Raw genomic sequence first — 15,532 nt, 5'->3', positions numbered from 1 at the left:
ACAGCCATTCCGCGCATCACGAGCCAATGACCGACCACGAAGATGCGGCACACCTCGAACACGCTGCTCACGGAAATCATCACGACGACCACGGCGACCATGCCGGCCACGCCGGCCACGGTGACCACGTCGCCCAATTCCGGCGACTGTTCTGGATCATGCTGGTCCTGGCCGTCCCGACGGTCGCGCTGTCGGGGATGTTCTCGACGATCCTCGGGTACCCCCTCCCCCAGGTCCCCGGGCTGACATGGGTCTCGCCGGTGCTCGGCACCATGATGTACGTGTGGGGCGGCCAGCCGTTCCTCGCCGGCGGAGCGGCGGAGCTCCGGTCGCGTCGTCCGGGAATGATGCTCCTGATCGCCCTCGCGATCACCGTCGCCTTCGTCGCCTCGTGGGGCGCCAGCATCGGCCTCCTGCATCACGAACTGGACTTCTGGTGGGAGCTGGCGCTCCTGATCGTGATCATGCTGCTCGGCCACTGGATCGAGATGCGTTCGCTGGCCCAGACCACGTCGGCTCTCGATTCACTGGCTGCACTGCTGCCGGACGAGGCCGAGCGACTGGAGGATGGGCAGGTCGTCACCGTCTCCCCCGCCGACCTGGTCGTCGGCGACACCGTCGTGGTGCGGCCGGGCGGCAGCATCCCGGCCGACGGCCGCATCATCGAGGGACGCGCCTCGATGGACGAATCGATGGTGACAGGCGAGTCCCGTACGGTCTCGCGGACGGCGGGCGAGACGGTCACCGCCGGCACCGTCGCGGTGGACTCAGGGCTTCGCGTAGAGGTCACGGCGATCGGCCAGGACACGGCGCTCGCCGGAATCCAGCGCCTGGTGACCGACGCGCAGAGCTCGTCGTCGCGCGCGCAGCGCCTCGCGGACACCGCAGCGGGCTGGCTGTTCTGGTTCGCGCTCGGGGCCGCCGCGATCACGGCTGTCGTGTGGACCGTCATCGGGCTTCCCGACACCGCGGTCGTCCGCACCATCACCGTCCTGGTCATCGCCTGCCCGCATGCGCTCGGCCTGGCCATCCCCCTGGTCGTCTCCATCGCGACCGAGCGTGCCGCGCGCGGCGGCGTCCTGGTCAAGGACCGACTGGCCCTGGAGAGCATGCGGACCGTGGACACCGTGCTGTTCGACAAGACCGGCACCCTCACCAAGGGCGAACCCGTCGTCTCCGCAGCGTCAGCGGTCGACGGCTACGACGTGGATCGGGTTCTCGCCGTCGCCGCGGCCGCCGAGGCGGACAGCGAGCATCCGCTCGCACGGGCCATCGTGCGAGCGGCCGCCGCCAAGCACCTCACGATTCCGCAGAGTCGCGACTTCTCATCGTCGCCGGCGGTGGGCGTCACCGCCTCCGTGAACGGGTCCATCATCCGCGTGGGCGGACCGCACCTGCTGACCGAGGAGAACGCACAGGAGCTCCCCGCCGCCCAGCAGTGGCGTGCCGACGGGGCGATCATCCTCCACGTGCTCGAAGATGACCGCGTCGTCGGCGCCCTCAAGCTCGCCGACGAGGTCCGTCCGGAGTCTCGAGACGCGGTGGACGCGCTGCACGCGCTCGGCCGGCAGGTCGTGATGATCACCGGCGACGCGGAAGCCGTCGCACAGGGGGTCGCCCGCGAGCTCGGAATCGACCGCTACTTCGCCGGCGTGCGCCCCGAGGACAAGTCCGCCACGGTCCGTCAGCTCCAGCAGGAAGGGCACAAGGTCGCGATGGTGGGCGACGGGGTGAACGATGCCCCGGCCCTGGCGCAGGCGGACGTCGGTCTCGCGATCGGCGCCGGCACCGATGTCGCGATCGCGTCTGCCGGCGTCATCCTCGCCGGCGACGACCCCCGCTCCGTGCTCTCCGTGATCGAGCTGTCCCGGGCCGCCTACCGCAAGATGAAGCAGAACCTGTGGTGGGCGGCCGGGTACAACCTGTTGTCGGTCCCCCTCGCGGCCGGCGTGCTGGCCCCCGTGGGATTCGTGCTGCCGATGTCGGTGGGGGCGATCCTGATGTCGCTGTCGACGATCGTCGTCGCCGTCAACGCGCAGGTGCTGCGACGGCTGGACCTGCGCCCCGAGGTGACGGCGCGGACGATCCTCGGGCGGTGACGGGCCGTGGATCGTCAGCGGGCCGTGGATCGTCAGCGGGCGATCACCGGCGCCTCCCAGGCGAAGCCGTCCGGGTCGGTCAGCGAGCCGTCGCCGCCGACGACGAGCCGATGCGAACCGGACCCGTCCGGATCGACACCGACCTGCTTGGCCAGGTTCTTCCGCTTGTACAGCGCCAAGGCGATCGGGCCGGAGGCGAACTCGACGTACTTGCTGCCGAAGCTCTTGGCCACCGTCACGCCGTGCTCCTCGTAGAAGTGCTTGCTCGCCCTGACATCCTCGGCTCCCAGGAGCAGGACCAGCCGTTCGACCTGCCCGGTCGCCGGGCCGGTGTTATTCTTGCTCGCGCTCGCGATCTGCCAGACGGTCCCGTCCGGCGCGCGAAGGGAGCCGCCGTACCCCCACAGGCTGGCGGCGACCGGCTTGAGCGCCTCCGCCCCGCCCGCCAGCGCTCGGGCGAAGGCCGCGTCGACATCGGCCGGCTGCATCAGGATGAGGGACGGCGCGAAGCCGCGGAATCCCGAGCTCGGGGCGGCGGTCGGACGGACGTGGATCCGATCGCCCAAGCGGAAGGCGTCCTGATAGAACCTCTCCGTGGCGGCGTTCTCGGCGTCGGCGACCTCGAAGGTCATGCTGTTGATGTTCATGCTTCGACGGTACGAGCCGGGAGTTCCGGATCCTTCTCGAATCCTGCTCGATCGCGCACCGCGGCTCGACCCGGACGGTTCGGCGCCGCTTCACGAGCGACTACGCTCGAGGACGGGCAGGATGTCGCGTGCCTGTGCGGCCCGGCCCGATCAGTGAACGACTGAAGGACCTCTCATGTACGCCCTGACCGCCGCCGACATCCGCGGCTCCTTCGTGAACGCGTCGGTGCGCGAACGCAACGGCCTTGCCCTGCCCGCGGACCTGGACGACCTGGACTGGGAGCGCCTCGATTTCCTCGGCTGGCGTGACCCGAAGATCGCTCCCCAGGGCTGCGTCGTGGTGCCCGTCGACGACGATGTGGTCGGCATCATGCTGCGGGAGGCCACCCAGCGGGCGCGGACGCGTCCGCAGTGCTCGTGGTGCGAGGATGTCACGCTGTCCAATGACGTCGTGTTCTTCGCCGCCAAGCGCGCCGGACGTGCCGGCCGCAACGGCGACACGGTCGGCACCCTCGCGTGTGCGCGGTTCGAGTGCTCGCAGAACGTCCGCAAGCTTCCCCCGTTGGCCTACCCGGGCTTCGATCGCGAGGCCGCACGGCAGCGGCGGGTCGCCGCCCTGCAGGCGAACGTCGCCGGGTTCGCGCGCGACATCCGCGACAGCCGCTGAGACCCGACGTTCGCCGGGCCCGCCGCCGCCGTCCCGGCTGTGCCACGCTGTCAGGGTGAGAGAACAGCCGCTCCGGCCGCCGACCCGTTGGGGTGGTGTGCTCGTCTCCGAAGAGGCGGTCTACGGTCTCATCCTCGTGACCGGCATGATCATCGTCGGTTCGAGCCACACAGACGAGCCCTGGGAGACGCTGCTCACGGTGCTCACCACCGTCGTGGTGTTCTTCGCCGCGCACGTCTACGCCGGAACGGTGTCGCGGATGGCGGGCGGGAGCCGACCGTCGATCCCGGCCGCGCTGCGCGGGGCGCTGCAGCACTCGATAGGCCTGCTGGCCGTCTCCGTGCTCCCCCTCGCCGCCCTGCTGCTGGGCGGGTTCGGAATCCTCAGTCCGCGCACCGCGGTGTGGGCGGCGCTGGTCGTGGACGTGGTCCTGCTCGCGCTGGTCGGCTGGCTGATGGCCGTCGTGCGCAGCCCATCCTTCTGGGTCCGCATCTGGGGCGCGGTCATCACGGGTGCGTTCGGAGCGGTTCTCGTCGCTCTCAAGGTGCTCATCCACGGCTGACCGCGCTCACCGCGTCGCCCGGGTGCAGGAACGCGCCATGACCGGGGCTACGCTGGGAGGCGCCTCATCCTGCGAACGGAATCATCGCGTGACCACTCCCTTCTCCCCGGCACCCATGTGGCGCGCGTGGCTGATCTGGGGCGTGGCCGTCGCCGCCTATGTGCTCGCCGTGATGAACCGCACCTCGCTCGCGTCGGTCGGCGTGGATGCTGCTCATCGATTCGATGCGGATGCCTCGACCCTGTCGATGTTCGCGGTCCTGCAGCTGGCGGTGTACGGCTTCATGCAGCTGCCGGTCGGCATGCTTCTGGACCGCGTGGGCACCCGCCCGATCATCGTGACCGGCATGGTGCTGATGGCCGCGGGACAGCTCGTCATGGCGTTCTCCACCGATGTCGGCATCGCGATCGGCGCGCGCATGCTGATCGGCGCGGGCGACGCCGCGATCTTCCCGAGCGTGCTGCGCGTGGTGGCCACGTGGTTCCCCGCCCAGCGCGGCTCGATCATGGTGCAGCTCACCGGGATCGTGGGACTGTCCGGGCAGCTGCTGGCGCTGATCCCGCTGGCCGCCCTCGTCCATTCCACCACCTGGACGATCGCCTTCGGGGCCGTGGCGGGCCTGGGCGTGCTTTTCGCCGTCCTGCTGCTGGCGATCGTGCGCAATCATCCGCCGGGTGTGCCCGCGGATGTCTCGATCAACACCGACACCGGCGCCATCCGGGTCGTCACCTCCGCCGTCGACACCCGGGTCGGGGTGCGCGCGACCTGGAGCCACCCGGGGACGCGCCTCGCGTTCTGGTCGCATTTCACCACGCCGTTCGCCGGCACCGCGTTCATCATGCTCTGGGGCATCCCGTTCCTCACCGCCGGCGAGGGTCTCTCCCCCGCGCAGGCGGCCGGCGTGACGGCGGTGTACGTCGTGGTCGGAATGATCCTCGGGCCGGTGATGGGGCTGCTGTCGGGCAGACTGCCGAATCACCGCTCCCGCGCGCTCGTCTTGCCGACCGTCGCCCTGCAGCTCGTCGCCTGGCTGACTGTCATCGCGTGGCCGGGCCCCGCCCCGCTGTGGCTGCTGTTCCTCCTGGCGATCGCCATGGGCACCGGCGGGCCGGCGTCCATGGTGGCCTTCGACCACGCGCGCACCCACAATCCCAGTCACCGGCTCAGCACCGCGACCGGCATCACGAACACCGGCGGGTTCCTGGCCGGCCTGATCGCCATCTTCCTCATCGGCGCAGCGCTCGACCTGCTGGGCGCGGGCACGCCCGAGACGTACAGCCTCGAGGCGTTCCGCATCGCGTTCCTGACCCAGGTGCCGCTGTGGCTGGTCGGCGCGTTCTTCATCGTCTACGAGCGCAAGCGCACCCGCGTCCTGCTCGGGATGGACCCAGCCCGCCCGCGCAGAGTGCCACGCGCGTAATCTGAGGGCATGTCGCGACTCCGTCCGTACGGCTCCTACGGCACGGACGCCCCCTGGGTTCCCTGGTTGTGGCTTGCGATCGGAGTGCTGTACGTCGTCCTCGCGGTGTGCGGCATCGTCTGGTGGAACGTCTCCGCATGGGGAAACGCGATCGTCGCGATCGTGGCCGTGGTGTTCGTGGCGGGTGCCGGCGTGTACTGGCACACGACCCTGCGCGGCAAGCTCGCCGTGTGGCGAGATATCCTCGAGCAGCTGCGGCCACCGTCCCGAGTCCTCGACATGGGCTGCGGTCGCGGTGCCGTCGCGATCATGACGGCGCTCCCCTCCCCGATGCCGCGTTCGAGCTGGTGACGGCGAGCATGTCCATCCACAACATCCACAGCGCGGCCGGGCGCGCACAGGCCATCGACCAAGCCAGGCGACCAAGCCGGTCACCTGATACGCGGTGCGCGTCAGCCATCGCGAGGGGCGATCGGCACCCAGTCCGGGTGCTTCGCTGCCCGACCGTCACCCGAGGACGTGTGCGTCAGCCGCCGCTGCACCCACGGCAGCACATGCGAGCGGTAGTACGCGGCCGTCTTCAGCCGTTCGGCCTCGATCTCGGGGAGGGACCACCAGTCCGCCGGCGGGTTCTGTCCGACCGCCGACAGCACCCGCGCCGCGACCCGGTGATGGCCGCGGACGTTCATGTGCAGCCGGTCCGCAGACCAGTAGGGCGGCGTGCTGAGCTCGTGATCGGGCCAGTTCCACGCGGTGACGACGTCCGGCCGGTGCGCCAGCCGCTGCTCGACGGCGGCCGACAGCAGGTCGCCGCGGCGCTGGATGACGCGGCGCAGCGGCAGCTGACCGGACGGGTTCGCCCCCGACAGGGCCAGAAGAGTCACGCCCTCCTCGTCGCAGCGCCGCAGCACGTGCGCGAACAGATCCGCGACCTGCGCGATCGACGTGCGCGGGCGGAGCATGTCGTTGCCGCCGCCGTTGAACGACAGATGCGTGGGCTTCAGCGCCAGCGCCGGCTCCAACTGCTCCGCGACGATGGGCTCGATGAGCTTGCCGCGGATCGCGAGGTTCGCGTACTCGATCGGCTCACCTGCAGCATCCGCCCAGCCCTGGGCCGCGATGTCCGCCCAGCCGCGCACGCGCCCGTCCGGCAGCTCGTCGCCCACCCCCTCCGTGAACGAGTCGCCGATCGCCACGAATCGCACCGAGGATGTCACCCTCACAGCCTACGGCCGATCCCGACCGCGACTGAACGACGTAGGGTGACGTCATGGCGCTGTTCGCCGATCGGTCCCACGCGGGGCGGGAGCTCGCCGGCTCGCTCGCCGCCTGGCGGGGCCAGGATGCCGTCGTCGCCGGGATCGCCCGCGGCGGCGTCGCTGTGGCCGCCGCCGTGGCCGACGCGCTCGCCCTCCCGCTGACCGCCGTCGCGGTGCGCAAGCTCGGCGTCCCCGGGCATGAGGAACTCGCCCTCGGCGCGATCGCCGCCGGTGTGCGGATCGTGGACGAACGGGCGCTGCGCGCGACCCGCACCTCCGCGCGCGCACTCGACCGGGTCGAGAAGCGCGAGCGCGAATGTCTCGCCCGCCGACAGGCGCTCCTCGACGCGGATGCGCCCACGGTCCGCGGCCGCGCCGTGCTCCTCGTGGACGACGGCATCGCCACCGGCGCGACCGCGAACGCCGCCGCCCGCGCCCTGCGTCACGACGGCGCATCCCGCATCGTCCTGGCCGTGCCGGTCGCGCCGACGGGATGGACGCCGGAGCCGGATGCGGTGGACGAATACGTCTGCCCGCACCCGATGGACGACTTCTGGGCGGTCGGCAGGTTCTACGACGACTTCACCCAGACGTCGGACGACGACGTCATCGCCCTCCTCGCCCGCGGTCGGTGACGATCAGATACCGGCCACCAGCGCGCTGCGCAGGGTGTCCAGTCCGACGCCGCCGATGTCCAGCGCGCGCCGGTGGAACTCCTTGATGTCGAAGGCGTTCCCCTGAGCGACGCGATACTCGTCGCGCAGCTGCTCCCAGATCCGCTGCCCCACCTTGTAGGACGGCGCCTGCCCCGGCCAGCCGAGATAGCGATTCACCTCGAACTGCACGAACTCGTCCGACATGTTCACGTTGTGGCGCATGAACTCGAGGGCGAAGCCGGCGTCCCAGTTCGCTCCGTCGTCCCCGAGGTGAGCCCAGGCGGCGGGTCGTGGCTTGCCGAGATGCACGCCGATGTCCAGCACCACCCGTGCCGCGCGCATCCGCTGACCGTCCAGCATCCCCAGCCGATCCGCCGGGTCATCAAGATAGCCGAGCTGCTCCATCAGGCGCTCCGCGTACAGCGCCCAGCCCTCGGCGTGGCCGGACGTGCCCGCCAGCAGCCGCCGCCACGAGTTGAGCTCGCCGCGGTTGTACACCGCCTGCGCGATCTGCAGGTGATGGCCCGGCACGCCCTCGTGGTAGACCGTGGTCAGCTCGCGCCAGGTGTCGAAGTCCTCGACGCCTTCGGGCACCGACCACCACATCCGCCCGGGGCGGGAGAAGTCGTCCGTGGGTCCCGTGTAGTAGATGCCGCCTTCCTGGGTCGGTGCGATCATGCACTCGATCCGGCGCACCGGCTCCGGGATGTCGAAATGCGTGGCGCCGAGCTCGGCCACGGCACGGTCGGCCGTGGCCTGCATCCACTCCTGCAGCGCCTCGGTGCCGTGCAGACGACGCGACCCATCCGCCTCCAGGTGCGCGATGGCCTCTTCGACCGTGGCACCGGGCAGGATCTCCGCGGCGATGGACTCCTGCTCAGCGACCATCCGCGCCAGCTCTTCCAAGCCCCACTCATACGTCTCGTCCAGGTCGACCGTGGCGCCCAGGAACTGACGCGAGTACAGCGCGTACAGCTCGCGCCCGACGCCGTCCTGGTCGGTGGCCGCGGGGGCGAGCTCGGCGCCGAGGAACGCGGCGAGCTTGTCGTACGCGACGCGGGCACCGCCGGCGGCATCCGCGAGCGCGCGGGCGAGGGATGCCGGCAGCTGGCCCTCCGCGGGCGCCGCCTCTCCGGCGAACGTGGCGAAGAAGCCGTCGTCGGCGGTGTAGCGAGCGATCTGCGTCGCGACCTCGCGCACCTGGCGGCGGGCGGGCACGACCCCCTCCGAGATGCCGGTGCGCAGGGTCTCGATGTAGCCGTCGATCGCGCCGGGCAGCGCACCCAGCCGCGCGGCGACCGTCTCCCAGTCCTGCACCGTGGCGGTCGGCATCAGATCGAGCACATTGCGGATCTCCTGCGCCGGCGACGCGATCACGTTCAGATCGCGCAGGTGCGCCCGCGCCTCATACACCTCGAGGGTGAGCTCGAGCTCGCGGGTCAGGTCTTCCTTCGTGACCGCGTCGATCGCGTCGACCGGTTCGGCGGCGCGCAGCTCGCTCAGGCGGGCGCGTGCCCGGGCGGCCGCTTCGTCCGCGCCGTCCGGAGTCAAGTCCCCATAGCGGTCGTTGTACTCGTCGCGGCCGATGTAGGTCGCGATCGTGGGGAACAGCTCGGCGAGGTCGTCCACCCAAGTCTCGGCGATCGTGTCGACGGGCGTGGGCGTGCGTTCGGAATCGGTCATGGGGTCGAGCCTACGAGTGCCGCGAGTGCCGGGCAATCCGTCAGTGCGCGGCCTCGTCCCAGTTCGCGCCGCGACCGATCTGCACGTCCAGCGGGACGGAGAGGTCTGCGGCATCCCCCATCCTGCCGCGGACGATGCTCTCCGCGGCATCCCACTCCCCCGGCGCCACCTCGACCACCAGTTCGTCGTGGATCTGCAGCAGGATGCGGGAGGCCAGCCCCTGCGTGCGCAGCTCGCCGTGGATGCGGAACAGCGCGATCTTCATGATGTCGGCGGCGCTGCCCTGGATCGGGGCGTTCAGCGCGGCGCGCTCGGCGTTCTCGCGCAGCACCCGGTTGGGGCTGGTGAGATCCGGGAACGGACGCCGGCGCCCGAAGATCGTGGCGGTATACCCGTCCACGCGCGCCTTCTCGACCGAGGCGCGCAGGTAGTCCCGCACCGCGCCGAAGCGGGCGAAGTACTCGGTCATCAGCTGCTTCGCCTCGGACTGCTCGATGCGCAGCTGCTTGGACAGACCGAACGCGCTGAGCCCGTAGACCAGGCCGTACGACATCGCCTTGACCTTCGTGCGCATCGCCGGGGTGACGTCTGCCGGCTCGACGCCGAACACCCGCGCGCCGACGAAGCGGTGCAGGTCCTCGCCCGAGCGGAAGGCCTCGATCAGCCCCGGGTCCTCGGACAGGTGCGCCATGATCCGCATCTCGATCTGCGAGTAGTCCGCGGTCAGCAGCGTCTCGTAGTCGGCACCGACCTCGAACGCGGCGCGGATGCGCCGGCTCTCCTCGGTGCGCACCGGGATGTTCTGCAGGTTCGGGTCGGTGCTCGAGAGCCGTCCGGTCTGGCTGCCCGTCTGCAGGTAGGTGGTGTGCACGCGGCCGTCCGCGGCGATCGCCACATCCAGCGACTCGATGATCTGGCGGAGCTTGGTCGCCTCGCGGTGCTGCAGCAGCAGGTCCAGGAACGGGTGCGGACTCGATTCCTGCAGCGCTGCCAGGGCCCCGGCATCCGTCGAGTAGCCCGTCTTCGTCTTGCGCGTCTTCGGCAGCCCGAGTTCCTCGAACAGGACCTCCTGCAGCTGCTTGGGCGAGCCGAGGTTGACCTCGCGCCCGATCGCGGCGAAGGCGTCCTGAGCGATGCCGTCGGCCCGGATCGCGAGCTCGCCGGAGAATCCGCTGAGCTTCTCGTGCGAGACCGCCACTCCCGCCAGCTCCATGTCGGCCAAGGCGATCAGGGTGGGCAGCTCGATGTCGCCGAGCACGGCGGCGACCTCGTCCGGCAGCTGTGCGCGCTGCGCCTCGGCGACGCGCACCGCGTACCAGCTGAACTGGCCCGGCGTCGCACCCTCGGTCTCGGGAACGAGCTGCGTGGGGTCGGCCTCGGGCATCTTCTCGTCGAGGTAGCGCTCCACCAGGTTGCCGAGCGACTTGTCCGGGAAGCTCGGCCGCGCCAGCCACCCGGCGATCAGGACGTCGTAGCCGATTCCCGCGACCGTCATCCCCGCCCGGCGCAGCGCCTTCAGCTGCGACTTGGCGTCGGCGAAGACCTTGGCCGCATCCGAGGCGAGCCACTCCCCGATGGCCGCGCCGACCTCGGGCGACCAGGTGGCCTCGGCTGCGGCATCCGCGGTCGCGAACCCGACCCGATGCGGCAGCCCGCCCTCGATCGTGACGGTCATCCCGACCTCGCCGGCCGCGTCGCGCAGCCACGAGGCGAGTTCGTCGGCCGACAGCTGGGCGGCGGTCGGAGCGGTCGCGGCGGGTGCGGCATCCTCGGCGGCCTCGACGGTGCCGGTGGCCTCGAACACCCGCGGCAGCAGCGTGCGGAATTCCAGGCGGGAGAAGATGTCGCGGACGGCCTGCGCATCGATCGGCTTGCGCTCGAGATCGGCCGGCCCGAGCGGCAGCGCGACGTCCTGCAGGAGCCGGTTCAGCGTGCGGTTGCGTCGCACGTCCTCGATGTGCGCGCGCAGGTTGCCGCCCACCACGCCCTTGATCTGGTCGGCGTTGTCGAGGATGCCCTCCAGCGAGCCGAACTGGTTCAGCCACTTGACCGCGGTCTTCTCCCCCACCTTGGGCACCCCGGGCAGGTTGTCGCTGGTCTCGCCGACCAGCGCGGCGATGTCGGGGTACTGCGCGGGCTCCACGCCGTACCGCTCCCGCACCGCGGCCGGGTCGTAGCGCTTCAGCTGCGACACGCCCTGCACGCTCGGATACAGGAGCGTCACCCGATCGGTGACCAATTGGATGCTGTCGCGGTCGCCGGAGCACACCAGGACGTCGAAGCCGGACTCGACGCCCTGCCGGGCGAGGGTGGCGAGGATGTCGTCGGCCTCGATGTCCTCTTGGGACAGCACCGGGATGCTCATGGCCGCCAGGCACTCCTGCAGCAGCGGGATCTGCCCGCGGAATTCGGCGGGGCTCTCCGAGCGATTCGCCTTGTACTCCGGGTATTCGCGGGTGCGGAACGACACCCGCGAGGTGTCGAACGCCACTGCCATGTGCGTCGGGTTCTCGGCCTTGATCAGGTTCACCAGCATGGACAGGAACCCGTAGATGCCGTTGGTGTGCTGCCCATCCTTCGTGGAGAAGTTCTCCACCGGGAGCGCATAGAAAGCCCGGTAGGCCAGCGAGTGGCCGTCGACGACCAGGAGGGTAGGCTTTTCGGTGTCCGTCACCCTGTCAGCCTATCCAGCGGCGCGGACACCACGTCGCGGAAGGAGCCCCATGCCCGCCGACTCGTCCACCGCCGCACACGCCCTGGCCTGGGATGCGCGACCTGCCGATCCGCTGGAGTGGGCGCGGCTGCGCGGCAACGGCGCGCTCGCCGACAAGATGGGCTTCACCTGGATCGAGTTCACGGACGAGCGGTGCGTCGCCTCGATGCCGGTGGCGGGCAATACGCAGCCCGTGGGACTGTTCCATGGGGGCGCGTACGTGGTGCTGGCGGAGTCCCTCGGGTCGATGCATGCGAACTGGCACGCCGGGCCGGGACGGCTGGCCGTCGGCGTGGACGTGAACGCCACGCACACCCGTTCGGCGACCTCGGGTCTGGTCACCGGCGTCTGCACGCCCGTGCATCTGGGGCGCAGCCTCACCGTCCACGAGATCGTGGTCAGCGACGATCAGGGACGACGCTGCTCGACCGTGCGGATCACGAACCACATCAAGGACGCCCCGCGGGGCTGAGGCATCCGCCTCTCCGGCTCGGTCGTCGACGCGAGCCGGCCGCGCTCAGGCCTTCTTGGGGGCGAGCTGCTCGATGATCGCCTTCGCGACATCCTGCATGGTGAGGCGCCGATCCATCGACGCCTTCTGGATCCAGCGGAACGCCTCGGGCTCGGTCAGGCCCATCTTCTCGTTCAGCAGGCCCTTCGCGCGGTCGACGAGCTTGCGTGTCTCGAACCGCTCGACCATGTCGGCGACCTCGGCTTCGAGCGTGATGATCTGCTCATGCCGCGCGAGCGCGATCTCGATCGCAGGCAGCAGGTCGTTCGGGGTGAACGGCTTGACGACGTAGGCCAGTGCGCCGGCCTCGCTGGCGCGCTCGACGAGCTCCTTCTGGCTGAACGCGGTCAGCAGCACCACCGGGGCGATGTTGTCCTTGCTGAGCTTCTCGGCCGCGGAGATGCCATCCAGCTGGGGCATCTTCACGTCCATGATCACGAGGTCCGGACGCAGCTCGGTCGCCAGCTGGACGGCGGTCTCACCGTCGCCGGCCTCGCCGACCACGTCGAAGCCGTTGTCGCGCAGGATCTCGACGATGTCCAGCCGGATCAGCGATTCGTCCTCGGCGACCACGACCCGACGGGGTGCGGATGCGGATGTCGACCCGGGGTTCTGTTCCTGCTCAGTCACCCTAAGATCCTACGGTATCGTCAGTGTTCGGCGTGCGAGCCGCACATCCACGTGCGCCGGTGTGGCGGAATGGCAGACGCGACCGACTCAAAATCGGTTGCCCGCAAGGGCGTGTGGGTTCGAGTCCCACCACCGGCACCAAATTTCTTCTCCCGAGTCGGCGGACGTGGCGCGAAGCGTCCACCGGGCTCACTGGGTCTCCCCACTGCTTCCCTCGAGCCTCGCGAGCGCGCCGCGGGCGGTTTCGAGCGCGCGACTCGCCTTCTCGGCTGCCAGCTCCGCCGCGGCATGCTGCTCGTCGGCATCCACGACATCCGCTCGTGCGGTCTGCAGGCGGGCCTGCACGTCCACGAGCTCTGCCTGCAGCTCCCTCTCCCGCTCGCCGAGCTGTTCGCGGCGTCGTGTCGCCGTGCTGAGCCCTCGCTCGGCCTTGTCGAGCTCGCGCTGTGCTCGGCTGACATCCTGCTCCGCGTCGCGCACGGCACGTTCCGCCGCCCGACGCTCGCGTCGCGCTTTCACCTCGTCGACAGGTGGTGGAGCTGTGGCCGGCGAGGGCGCGCCCAGTCCGCCGCCCACGGCGTCTTCGATGTCTGCAGGGCCATCGGCGGACGGCTCGAGCTCACGGATCAATCGCCCGGAGGCGACGGCGATCGCGGCCTCGGCGTTGAAGAACGCGGCGGCGATCGTCTGCTGCACCGCATCGATCGTGGATGCGGTGACGCGTGCGCCGCGCGCGGTCGCCAGCGCGGCCGCTTCCTGAGCGAGCCGCGCAGTGAGGGCACGACGCTGCCGACCGAGCGTCGCCAGAGCCGGCGCGTCCAGCTCCTCCTGCGCCTCCCGAAGCTCGTCCGCAAGCCGCAGCGCCTGGCCGAGTTCGTCGCGGCGTTCGCGGGCGAACACGTTCACCACCCATGCGGCCACCGACGGCTTCCGCAGCGCACGGATCTGCTCCGCGGCATCCCGCTCCCCCGCCTGCTTCGCGCGCTCGTTGCGCTGCGCGACGAAGGCGTCGAGCGGCCCCGCGTACAGCGCGGCCGCGATCTGCTCCAGTGGCGGCTCAGACATCCGAACCGCCCATCGCGAGGCGTCCATGCATGCGTCGGAGCCTACGCCGGACGCCCACGTGACCCGGAAAGCTGAGTGTTTGCTGAAGACTCGGCGGTTGTCCCCCAAAAGGGGGACAACGACCCGCTATGGTGAGTCCTGTTCGAACGCTCTGGGGGCGGGAGGACGATGGCATCCAAGACCGGTCCGGCTTCTGGGGAGCGAGACCGGGGATGTCCATCAGTCGGACCCTCATCATGAGGTGGGTGCCGCGAGCAGAGGCCCGGAAAAGCAACGGCTCGCGACACCCACCGGGTAGAACCACACAGCACGGCACGTCTGGGGAACGGCGCAACCCGAGCTGGGGACTCGGTGTGCTGCGGGTGTCGACCGCTACAAGAGTACCCGTTCAGCGCCGCTTCCGGGACGGATGAGGGACGTCTCACCTCGGCATCGACCGACGATCAGCGGCGTGCTCGCGGTTCGGCGCGCCGCAGACGGACGAGCCGGGCGTTCACCGCGACCAGCACGGCATAGGCGACGACCACCGCCAGCAGCGTGGCCAGCACCGGGACGGCGGTCCAGATCCTGCCGACGGCGACCATGACCCAGGGCAGGACGATGCCCAGCGGCGCCCAGGGCGCGACATCCCGCCACGGCGCGCCGTAGCGGAGGGATTCCGCGGCGCTGGCCAGCGCCAGCAGGCTGACGCCCGCCGCGAGACAGATCACCGCACCGAGCGGGAGCATCGTGGTGCTGTCGGCGATCGCGGTGCCGATTCCGGCGGAGAGCATCACGAGCCCGGCGATCAGCAGGAACGGCAGGTACATCACCGCGTCCCGCAGCCGGCCGATCCGTCCCTGCTGCGCAAGCCGGTGCAGGCCGCGCTCGACGGACTCGGGGACGTGCGCGAAGAACGTCCAGGCCAGCACGACGGTGGCTGCGAATCCCAGGCCGGCGGCCACGAGCGGACGCGGTGCCCAGTGGGCGCCGAGCGCGACGATCACCGACAGCAGCACCTCACCGAACGCGATCACCACGACGAGGGTCACGCGCTCGATGATGTGGTCCAGGTCGAGCTGGTCCACCATCGCTCCACTCCGGGCGCCGATGCGGGCCAGCAGGGCGATCTCCACCGCGATCGCCAGCAGCCACAGCCCGGTGCGCACAGGGGCCGGAAGCGGGATCGATGCGAGCCAGATCGCTGCCGGCAGCGCGCAGTAGACCACCGGCCGCCACCACTGCACCCGCACTCTGCGCCGCCCGAGCAGCCACGGCACCATCCACACCAGGCGGATGGCCGCGTTGCCAATTGCGAACCCCGCCGCACGCGCGCCGAACGCGTCCGGGGCGGCCGCCGCCATCAGCCCGACGGCCGCCATCGCGAGACCCACGCAGACCCAGATCAGCGGCGTCACCCGCGCGCCGAAGAGGTTCATCGTGAGACTGGCGTTGATCCATGCCCACCAGACCGCGGCCAGCAGCGCGGCCGCCGCGGCGAACTGCGCGGGACCGGGCGCGCCGTGCAGGCCGTGGGCGATCTGGCCGACGGCGGTCACCAGGACCAGGTCGAACAGCAGCTCGACCCAGTGCACGCGCCTGCCCACGGTCGCCGGCGTGCTCATCCGGCATCTTCCCCGC

The 15,532-nt window shown here is 70.6% G+C and carries 14 protein-coding genes and 1 tRNA gene; 8 read left to right on the top strand and 7 right to left on the bottom strand.

Going from position 1 to position 15,532, the window contains the following annotated elements:
* Positions 1–26 precede the first annotated feature (26 nt).
* The gene (locus AC0L6F_RS02610; RefSeq protein WP_473539059.1) at positions 27–2,099 is read left to right on the top strand and encodes a heavy metal translocating P-type ATPase; all 2,073 of its coding nucleotides are present in this window, start codon (positions 27–29) and stop codon (positions 2,097–2,099) included.
* A gap of 32 nt (positions 2,100–2,131) precedes the next feature.
* On the opposite strand, the gene AC0L6F_RS02605 is transcribed toward AC0L6F_RS02610, so the two are convergent.
* Positions 2,132–2,746, bottom strand: a complete 615-nt coding sequence (locus AC0L6F_RS02605) for a glyoxalase (protein ID WP_473539058.1) — start codon at positions 2,744–2,746, stop codon at positions 2,132–2,134.
* 175 nt (positions 2,747–2,921) lie between these two features.
* Here AC0L6F_RS02605 and AC0L6F_RS02600 point away from each other — a divergent pair, with 175 nt between their 5' ends.
* The 4 genes from AC0L6F_RS02600 (at position 2,922) to AC0L6F_RS02585 (ending at position 5,746) form a co-directional block, all read left to right on the top strand.
* Positions 2,922–3,413, top strand: coding sequence for an FBP domain-containing protein (locus AC0L6F_RS02600; protein WP_473539057.1), 492 nt, complete (start codon positions 2,922–2,924; stop codon positions 3,411–3,413).
* 55 nt (positions 3,414–3,468) lie between these two features.
* Positions 3,469–3,975 carry a hypothetical protein gene (locus AC0L6F_RS02595; protein ID WP_473539056.1) on the top strand — a complete coding sequence of 169 codons (507 nt, stop codon included), beginning with the start codon at positions 3,469–3,471 and terminating at the stop codon, positions 3,973–3,975.
* 115 nt (positions 3,976–4,090) lie between these two features.
* Positions 4,091–5,395, top strand: coding sequence for an MFS transporter (locus AC0L6F_RS02590; protein ID WP_473539933.1), 1,305 nt, complete (start codon positions 4,091–4,093; stop codon positions 5,393–5,395).
* A 9-nt stretch (positions 5,396–5,404) separates the two neighbouring features.
* Positions 5,405–5,746 carry a hypothetical protein gene (locus AC0L6F_RS02585; RefSeq protein WP_473539055.1) on the top strand — a complete coding sequence of 114 codons (342 nt, stop codon included), beginning with the start codon at positions 5,405–5,407 and terminating at the stop codon, positions 5,744–5,746.
* Positions 5,747–5,847: 101 nt separating this feature from the next.
* On the opposite strand, the gene AC0L6F_RS02580 is transcribed toward AC0L6F_RS02585, so the two are convergent.
* Positions 5,848–6,612 (bottom strand): SGNH/GDSL hydrolase family protein, encoded by a 765-nt coding sequence (locus AC0L6F_RS02580; protein ID WP_473539054.1) that lies wholly within the window; start codon positions 6,610–6,612, stop codon positions 5,848–5,850.
* 53 nt (positions 6,613–6,665) lie between these two features.
* Here AC0L6F_RS02580 and AC0L6F_RS02575 point away from each other — a divergent pair, with 53 nt between their 5' ends.
* A complete protein-coding gene (locus AC0L6F_RS02575) occupies positions 6,666–7,289 on the top strand; it encodes a phosphoribosyltransferase (protein WP_473539053.1) in 624 nt (207 codons plus the stop codon).
* A gap of 3 nt (positions 7,290–7,292) precedes the next feature.
* Here the strand turns inward: AC0L6F_RS02575 and AC0L6F_RS02570 are convergent, their stop codons facing one another.
* Together AC0L6F_RS02570 and polA are read right to left on the bottom strand one after the other, a co-directional pair.
* Complete coding sequence (locus tag AC0L6F_RS02570) at positions 7,293–8,993, bottom strand: DUF885 domain-containing protein (RefSeq protein ID WP_473539052.1); 1,701 nt, start codon at positions 8,991–8,993, stop codon at positions 7,293–7,295.
* A 40-nt stretch (positions 8,994–9,033) separates the two neighbouring features.
* On the bottom strand, positions 9,034–11,667 hold the full coding sequence (polA, locus tag AC0L6F_RS02565) for a DNA polymerase I (RefSeq protein ID WP_473539051.1): 2,634 nt from the start codon (positions 11,665–11,667) through the stop codon (positions 9,034–9,036).
* Between the two features lie 49 nt (positions 11,668–11,716).
* Between polA and AC0L6F_RS02560 the strand changes: the two genes are divergently transcribed.
* Positions 11,717–12,178: a hotdog fold thioesterase gene (locus tag AC0L6F_RS02560; protein WP_274638263.1), complete on the top strand. Its 462-nt coding sequence runs from the start codon at positions 11,717–11,719 to the stop codon at positions 12,176–12,178.
* Positions 12,179–12,223: 45 nt separating this feature from the next.
* Here the strand turns inward: AC0L6F_RS02560 and AC0L6F_RS02555 are convergent, their stop codons facing one another.
* On the bottom strand, positions 12,224–12,847 hold the full coding sequence (locus tag AC0L6F_RS02555; RefSeq protein ID WP_274638264.1) for an ANTAR domain-containing response regulator: 624 nt from the start codon (positions 12,845–12,847) through the stop codon (positions 12,224–12,226).
* 55 nt (positions 12,848–12,902) lie between these two features.
* Between AC0L6F_RS02555 and AC0L6F_RS02550 the strand changes: the two genes are divergently transcribed.
* A tRNA-Leu gene (locus AC0L6F_RS02550) sits at positions 12,903–12,988 on the top strand.
* A gap of 48 nt (positions 12,989–13,036) precedes the next feature.
* Here the strand turns inward: AC0L6F_RS02550 and AC0L6F_RS02545 are convergent.
* On the bottom strand, positions 13,037–13,912 hold the full coding sequence (locus tag AC0L6F_RS02545) for a transposase (protein WP_473539050.1): 876 nt from the start codon (positions 13,910–13,912) through the stop codon (positions 13,037–13,039).
* Between the two features lie 443 nt (positions 13,913–14,355).
* Entirely contained in the window at positions 14,356–15,516 is a 1,161-nt protein-coding gene (locus AC0L6F_RS02540) for a low temperature requirement protein A (protein ID WP_274638266.1), read from the bottom strand.
* Between the last annotated feature and the right edge of the window lie 16 nt (positions 15,517–15,532).

The sequence above is a fragment of the Microbacterium sp. G2-16M genome (assembly GCF_055809115.1).
The sequence above is the reverse complement of the archived record's forward strand: the minus strand, read 5'-3'. Positions and strand labels throughout refer to the sequence as shown.

Bases quoted from the DNA above. Each gene is read 5' to 3' on its own strand.
- AC0L6F_RS02605 (WP_473539058.1), bottom strand. From the start codon at position 2,746: ATGAACATCAACAGCATGACCTTCGAGGTCGCCGACGCCGAGAACGCC.
- AC0L6F_RS02575 (WP_473539053.1), top strand. From the start codon at position 6,666: ATGGCGCTGTTCGCCGATCGGTCCCACGCGGGGCGGGAGCTCGCCGGC.
- AC0L6F_RS02585 (WP_473539055.1), top strand. From the start codon at position 5,405: ATGTCGCGACTCCGTCCGTACGGCTCCTACGGCACGGACGCCCCCTGG.
- AC0L6F_RS02545 (WP_473539050.1), bottom strand. From the start codon at position 13,912: ATGTCTGAGCCGCCACTGGAGCAGATCGCGGCCGCGCTGTACGCGGGG.
- AC0L6F_RS02600 (WP_473539057.1), top strand. From the start codon at position 2,922: ATGTACGCCCTGACCGCCGCCGACATCCGCGGCTCCTTCGTGAACGCG.
- AC0L6F_RS02610 (WP_473539059.1), top strand. From the start codon at position 27: ATGACCGACCACGAAGATGCGGCACACCTCGAACACGCTGCTCACGGA.
- AC0L6F_RS02560 (WP_274638263.1), top strand. From the start codon at position 11,717: ATGCCCGCCGACTCGTCCACCGCCGCACACGCCCTGGCCTGGGATGCG.
- AC0L6F_RS02570 (WP_473539052.1), bottom strand. From the start codon at position 8,993: ATGACCGATTCCGAACGCACGCCCACGCCCGTCGACACGATCGCCGAG.
- AC0L6F_RS02590 (WP_473539933.1), top strand. From the start codon at position 4,091: ATGTGGCGCGCGTGGCTGATCTGGGGCGTGGCCGTCGCCGCCTATGTG.
- AC0L6F_RS02540 (WP_274638266.1), bottom strand. From the start codon at position 15,516: ATGAGCACGCCGGCGACCGTGGGCAGGCGCGTGCACTGGGTCGAGCTG.